Genomic DNA, 6,925 nt, shown 5'->3' with positions numbered 1-6,925 from the left:
GCGGTGCCCCGACGGGCGCCGCGCACGGCCGTCCGCGTCATACGCCCCGCACGCGCGCGCGGACCTCCCCGATCAGCTCCTGCTGGTAGTCGGTGTAGGCCAGGCGCAGCTCGGCGCCGGGCCAGTCGGCGGGCAGGAGTCCGGGCGGCAGGACCGGATCGGCCAGCAGGTGCCGCACGACGGCGGCGAAGGCGGCCAGGCGATCGGCCGGGCGGTGTGCGTCGGCGATGTGGTCGAGCAGCGCTCGGGCCGTGGCAGGCCAGGTGTCCAGCGGCCACAGGGACCCGGCCAGGTCGCGCGGGGGCCGGTCGGGGCGGGCCGTGTAGCGCTCGGACACCTGGTCCAGATCGCCGGGGAGGGCACGGTCCAGGTTGGCGGGCCGGAGCCAGACCCCCTCGCGGAGTTCAGCGAGCCGGAGGCCGGCCAGCCGGGCCCGCAGGTCGGCGCGTTCGGCGGGTCCGCGCCCCGTCGCGGTGATCACGACCATCTCCCAGTCGCCGTCCCACGCGCGCGTACGGGGGTGCACGGCGTCGTCCTGGCGGCGCTGGCGCTCCAGCAGCCGGCCGCTGAGGCGGTAGCCGGTGTCCGTGCGCCGCAGGTCACCGGCGGCCACCATCCGGCTGAGCGCCGCCCGCAGCGTGGAACCGCCGACGTCGAAGCCCTCCACGAGCCGCACGAGCTCCCTGCCCGGCACTTCGGGGGGATGCGTCCCGAGCAGCAGGCTCAGTACGAGCGACCGCGCGGACAGGGGACGCAGGTCGAGCGCGCCGGGCCGCGCCGGGACGTTCATCGGCATGGTCACGTACTGTACGCGGCCGCTTTCCGTGTTGCAGTATTGCTGCGACCGTAGAGATAGTGCAACACTCGGCGCATGGTCTCGACACTCGACGAACAGCATGCGTCCGGCGGATCCGCCACGCACGACGTCACCAACCAGGCCCCGCCCCTCACCCCGTACGACGCCTCCGACGACACGGCCCTGCTGGAGGGGCTGCGGCGGGAGGGCGCCGGATGGGCCGAGGAGGAACTGCGCCGGCTCGGCAGGCAGGCCGGCAGCGCCCAGGCCCAGGAGTGGGCCGATCTGGCCAACCGTCACGAGCCGGAGCTGCGCACGCACGACCGGTACGGCAACCGCGTGGACGAGGTCGAGTTCCACCCGAGCTGGCACCACCTGATGCGCACCGCGATCACGGAGGGACTGGCCGCTTCGCCCTGGGCGGACGACAGGCCCGGCGCGCATGTCGCCCGGTCCGCCGGCGGACTGGTCTGGGGGCACACCGAGGCCGGCCACGGCTGTCCTACGTCGATGACCTACGCGGCGGTCCCCGCGCTGCGCAGGCAGCCGGAGCTGGCGAAGGTCTACGAGCCGCTGCTGACGAGCCGGGAGTACGAGCCCGGCCTCCGGGTGCCCACGGAGAAGCGGGGCCTGCTGGCGGGCATGGGGATGACCGAGAAGCAGGGCGGCTCCGACGTCCGGACGAACACCACGACGGCCACGCCGACGGCCGAGCCCGGGGTGTACACCCTGCGCGGGCACAAGTGGTTCACCTCGGCGCCGATGTGCGACGTGTTCCTCGTCCTGGCGCAGGCCCCTGACGGCCTGTCCTGCTTCCTGGTGCCGCGCGTGCTGCCCGACGGCACCCGCAACACCTTCCGCATCCAGCGGCTGAAGGACAAGCTGGGCAACCGCTCCAACGCCTCCTCCGAGCCCGAGTTCGACGGGACCGTGGCCTGGCTGGTCGGGCCCGAGGGCCACGGCGTCAAGACCATCATCGAGATGGTCAACTGCACGCGTCTTGACTGCGTGATGATGTCGGCCGCGCTGATGCGCAAGTCCCTCGTCGAGGCGGGGCACCACGCGCGCCACCGCAGCGCGTTCGGCGCCCGGCTGGTGGACCAGCCGCTGATGCGCAATGTGCTGGCCGATCTGGCGCTGGAGTCCGAGGCCGCCACCACGCTCACCCTGCGGCTGGCCGGGGCGGCCGACCGGGCGATCCGCGGAGACGATACGGACGGGGCGGAGGCCGCGTTCCGCCGGATCGCCACCGCCGTCGGCAAGTACTGGGTGACCAAGCGGGGCCCGGCTTTCACGGCGGAGGCCCTGGAGTGCCTCGGCGGCAACGGCTACGTCGAGGACTCGGGCATGCCCCGGCACTACCGCGAGGCTCCCCTGCTGTCGATCTGGGAGGGCTCGGGGAACGTCAACGCCCTCGACGTGCTGCGGGCGCTGAGCCGCGAACCGGGCACCGCCGAGGCGCTGTTCGGCGAGCTGGACCTCGCCCGGGGCGCGGACGCCCGGCTGGACGCGGCCGTGACGCGGCTCAAGAACGGGCTGCCCGAGGCGTCGCAGACGACGGCCCGCCGGCTCGTGGAGCAGATGGCCCTGACGCTCCAGGCCTCCCTCCTCGTCCGGCACGCCCCGCCGGCGGTCGCCGACGCGTTCTGCGCGAGCCGGCTCGGGGGCGACTGGGGGCAGGCGTTCGGGACGCTGCCGGAGGCGGCCGGCCTCGACGCGATCCTGGAGCGCGCGCTGCCCGACGGGGACTGAACGGGGACCGAACCACCGCTTCCCGGCGAGGGACTGAGCTGTCGTCAGCCAACCGGCGCACAGTTCGCGCACCGTCATCTCCCGATTCCGCTTCGTTGTCAGTGCTGTGGTGCAGACTCCCCGTCAGTTGGTACTTCGCCTGGGGAGGACAACGTGTTCAGGGGGATCGACGAGGTCGACTGGGCCTCGCTTCGGCATGCGTACGGCAGCGCGGAGGACGTGCCCGGACTACTGCGGGGACTCGCCTCCGCCGACCCGGCCGAGCGGGAGAGCGCGCTCGACGGGATGTACGGCGCCGTGCACCACCAGGGAGGCGTGTACGACGCGACGCTCGCCTGTGTTCCGTTTCTCCTCGCGCTCGCCGTCCGCGAGGAGGTGCGGGACCGGGCGGGGGTCGTGGAGCTCCTCGTCAGCATCGGAGACATCGCAGGTGACGGGGGCGCCTCGGAGGAAAACGCCGCGAGAGCCCGTGCCGCCCTGCACGCGGGTGCCGATGTCTTCGTCCGGCTCGCGGGGGACGCGGACGCCGGGGTCCGCCGGGCGGCTCCGGGCGCGCTCGTGCGGTTCCTCGGCCCACCGGACCGGGCGCTCGCCCTGTTGCGGGAGCGGATCACCGTGGAGCGGGACGACCGGGTTCTGCTCGCCCTGGCCGCGAGCCTGGGCCTGTTCGTGGAGCGGCACCAGGCGCACGCCTCCGAGGCGGTGGACCTGCTGGCGGAGTTGAGCGGGCCCCCGTACGGCCCTGGGCTGCGGCTCGCGGCGCTCGGCCAGTTGGCGGGATGCGCGCCGGAGCTACTTCCCGCCAATCTCGTAGCGGCCGTCGTCCGGTTGCTCAGGGACAGATCCGGGGAGCACACCCGCACCGGCCACGCGATCGACCGTCCCGGCACGGACACGCTCGCCGACCGGCTGCGGCGCCTGCGCCCCTCGGACGAGGAGGGCTCCCAGCTGATGCGGACGCTGCACTCCGCGCTGGGCAGCCGGGTCACCGACCGGGTCGCCCTGCTGTGCGGGCAGTTGACCAGCCCGGACCCCCTCGACCGGTGCAACGCCGTGTGGATGTCGGCCGGGCTGTTCCGCGAGTGGCGTACCGGCGGCGCGGAGCCGGTCCCCCTCATCGGTGCCCAACTGGGCGCTGAGGAAGGCCGGTTGCATGACGCGGCGGCCGCCGTCCTGGCGGAGCTCTTCGAGCTGGCCGTGCCGGCCGCGGACCAACTCCACGCGCTGGTGACCTGCCGTCCCGAGTTTCGCCTGCGGCACGGGGAGCGGGGTGCGCCGACGCTGGGCGGTCCGCTCAAGGCCCTGGCCAGGACGGGAGATCCACGGGCCACGCCGGTGCTGTCCGAGGTGCTGGCCGGTCCGGTCGTACCGGACGATCTGGGCTACGCGATACCCCACCTGGGGCCGGCGGCCCTGCCGCTCGCTGCCGCTCTGCGGCGCCGGCTCGCCCGTGTTCCGCTCGACGGCCCCGACACCTACGAGCGGGCCGCTCCCCTGCTGTCGGCGCTCACCGCACTGGGCGACACCGAGTCCATACCGGCGGTGTTACGCCTCCTGCGCGGCCTGCCGGACGGGCTGCGGATGCGCGACGCCGTCACGAGGGCGGCGGTCCGTGCCCTCGGCGGGTTCGGCAGCGCCGCGTACGAGGCGGTACCGGATCTGCGCGCACTGCTGGAGACCGACCGCGCCGTCGCGGCGGCGGAAGCGCTGTGGTCGATCACGGGCGAGCCGGATGCCGTGGTGCCCGTGCTGCTGTGGGAGTTGGCGGACACCGGCAGCGACCGGCATCGCCCCGCGGCCGTCGCGGACGTACTCGCACGACTGGGACCGGCGGCCCGTCCGGCCCTGCCCGGGCTGCGGCGGATGGCCGGCTCCGGTGCCGTACGGGAGCGGGCCACGGCCGCGTGCGCGGTGTGGCGGATCGCCGAGGAGCCGGAACAGTTCCTTCCCGTCCTCCGCTCCGCGTGGGCGGAGGACCCGCGCACCCGCACGACGGTCGCCGGGTGCGTGGCGGCCCTGGGGCCCGCGGGAGCGCCCTTGCACGACCTGCTCCGAGCGGAGCTCGCGTCCCCACGACGGCACCGGGCCGACGCCCGCGGCTACGGCAGCCACGACATCCACGAGGACGAGGAGTTGCTGCGCGTGTGCCGACGGGCGCTGGCCGGGGCGGGGCACGGGTAGGTGAGATCCGTCAGCGGCCTACGAGGGCCTCACCCCGTCGTACGTCCCCACATCGGACCGAAACGGGACCACTCGGCGTCCCACTGGTCCATGCGGCCGCGTTCCAGCCGGCGGCGCAGGGCACGGCCGCCGACGAGCGGCAGGGCCGCACCGCCGATGCCCGCCACGCTGCCGATCAGGAAGGCCCGTACGTGGGCCTGGGACTCGGTGACGGGGCGGGTCACCTGGCGGCCCTCGGGGTCCGTCCACACCGTGACCGGTGTCCCGGCGGCGCTGCCCACCGGGACCCGTAGCTGTCCGGAGTGCGCGGAGCCGTCTTCAGCGGTCCACGTCGCCTTCGCCCACACCTGCTCGGTACGGGAGACGCCGCCGTTCTCGGAGGCCCTCCCGGGAGCCCGCTCGTCCAGCCGGGCCACGAGAGGCCGCCACTCGACGCGCTCCCGGGCGAGCCCGTCCTCGACGGACCGGCTCACCGTCGTGCCGGCCAGCACCCCGACGAACGCGGTGAGCGTCCACACGCCCAGCACGACCCAGGCCTCCACCCTGTCGGCGCGGCGCTTGAGCGGATTGCGCCGCCAGCGCCACAGCCACACCTTCGGACCCAGTAACGCCATCGAAGGTTTCCTCCTCATGCGCGCATGACCATCCCGCCGCCCTCTGCATACGGAAGACGGCCCCTGGATGCTCACTGCACCTACTCCGACGTGACGGCCCCCACGCCTCCCGGCCCCTGCGGGCGCCCTCCGGAACGTGGTCCGCCGAGCCCTGCGGCGGCCCGCGACACCCGGCTGACCTGCACCGGAGCCCGTTCCAGAGGAGACTGTCAGTGGTGGGGTGCAGACTGGCCGGTGTCAAAGACGAGGGCGTCAATGACGACGCCGCGGAGGTGATCGGCATGGCCGAGGTACTGCTCGCCGTGGGCACGCGCAAAGGCCTGTTCATCGGGCGCCGGCGGGGTGGCGGCGCCTGGGAGTTCGACGAGAGTCCCTACTTCAACGCGCAGGCCGTGTACTCGGTCGCCGTCGACACCCGGGGCACGACCCCTCGGCTGCTGGCCGGAGGCGACAGCGCTCACTGGGGCCCGTCCGTGTTCCACTCCGACGACCTCGGCCGCACCTGGACCGAACCGGCCCACCCCGCCGTCAAGTTCCCCAAGGACACGGGGGCGTCGCTGGAGCGAGTGTGGCAACTGCACCCGGCCGCCGCCGAGCCGGACGTGGTGTACGCGGGTACGGAACCGGCCGCGCTGTACCGCTCGGAGGACCGCGGGGAGACGTTCGAGCTGGTCCGGCCCCTGTGGGAGCATCCCACGCGGTCGAAGTGGGTGCCGGGCGGCGGCGGTGAGGGTCTGCACACCGTGCTGACCGACGCGCGCGACCCGAAGGCCGTGACGGTCGCCGTCTCGACCGCCGGCGTGTTCCGCACGCTGGACGGCGGCGCGAGCTGGGCGCCCTCCAACTCGGGTGTCTCGGCGGTGTTCCTGCCCGACCCGAACCCGGAGTTCGGCCAGTGCGTGCACAAGGTCGCGCGGGACGCGGCGAGCCCGGACCGGCTGTATCTGCAGAACCACTGGGGTGTGTACCGCAGCGACGACGCGGGAGCGCACTGGACGGACATCGGCGAGGGCCTGCCGTCCACGTTCGGTTTCGCGGCGGTCGCGCACCCGCACCGAGGTGACACGGCGTATGTGTTCCCGATCAACGCCGACGCCGACCGGGTCCCGGCCGACCACCGCTGCCGCGTCTACCGGACGGCGGACGCGGGCAAGAGCTGGGAGCCGCTCTCGGCGGGGCTGCCCCAGGAGGACCACTACGGCACGGTGCTGCGCGACGCGATGTGCACGGACGACGGCGATCCGGCGGGCGTCTACTTCGGCAACCGCAACGGCGAGGTGTTCGCGTCCGCGGACGACGGCGACACATGGCAGCAGCTCGCCTCACATCTGCCGGACGTGCTGTGCGTGCGGGCCGCGATCGTCGGATGAGGCGAGGAGGACCTCGCACAACCTGAACGGTGGGGCCGGGGCGGTTGCTCAGAGGTGGGGTGCCGTTGCCCGGATGCCGGCGAGTACCACGCCGACGATGCGCTCCGCGTCCGCGCGGGTGAAGGGGCGCATGCCGCGGTTGGCGATGAGGTGCACCGGGCCGGAGATCATCTCGCCGAGGAAGGCGCTGTCGACCGGGGGGAGTTCGCCCC

At 73.9% G+C, this 6,925-nt stretch carries 5 protein-coding genes; 3 read left to right on the top strand and 2 right to left on the bottom strand.

Translation table 11 applies throughout. The features are described from left to right. Positions 1–37: 37 nt before the first annotated feature. Complete coding sequence (locus ACFTZL_RS38290) at positions 38–796, bottom strand: PaaX family transcriptional regulator C-terminal domain-containing protein (RefSeq protein WP_382593068.1); 759 nt, start codon at positions 794–796, stop codon at positions 38–40. A 75-nt stretch (positions 797–871) separates the two neighbouring features. Between ACFTZL_RS38290 and ACFTZL_RS38285 the strand changes: the two genes are divergently transcribed. Continuing rightward, the gene (locus ACFTZL_RS38285; protein ID WP_382593065.1) at positions 872–2,548 is read left to right on the top strand and encodes an acyl-CoA dehydrogenase family protein; all 1,677 of its coding nucleotides are present in this window, start codon (positions 872–874) and stop codon (positions 2,546–2,548) included. A gap of 153 nt (positions 2,549–2,701) precedes the next feature. Beyond that, entirely contained in the window at positions 2,702–4,729 is a 2,028-nt protein-coding gene (locus ACFTZL_RS38280; protein WP_382593062.1) for a HEAT repeat domain-containing protein, read from the top strand. Between the two features lie 29 nt (positions 4,730–4,758). Here ACFTZL_RS38280 and ACFTZL_RS38275 read toward each other — a convergent pair whose 3' ends face one another. Further along, a complete protein-coding gene (locus ACFTZL_RS38275; protein WP_382593059.1) occupies positions 4,759–5,343 on the bottom strand; it encodes a hypothetical protein in 585 nt (194 codons plus the stop codon). A 212-nt stretch (positions 5,344–5,555) separates the two neighbouring features. On the opposite strand from ACFTZL_RS38275, the gene ACFTZL_RS38270 reads away from it, so the two are divergent. Continuing rightward, positions 5,556–6,713, top strand: a complete 1,158-nt coding sequence (locus ACFTZL_RS38270; protein ID WP_382593056.1) for a WD40/YVTN/BNR-like repeat-containing protein — start codon at positions 5,556–5,558, stop codon at positions 6,711–6,713. Positions 6,714–6,925 lie beyond the last annotated feature (212 nt).

The sequence above is a fragment of the Streptomyces sp. NPDC056948 genome, assembly GCF_042674225.1.
GTDB lineage: Bacteria > Actinomycetota > Actinomycetes > Streptomycetales > Streptomycetaceae > Streptomyces > Streptomyces purpurascens.
The sequence above is the reverse complement of the archived record's forward strand: the minus strand, read 5'-3'. Positions and strand labels throughout refer to the sequence as shown.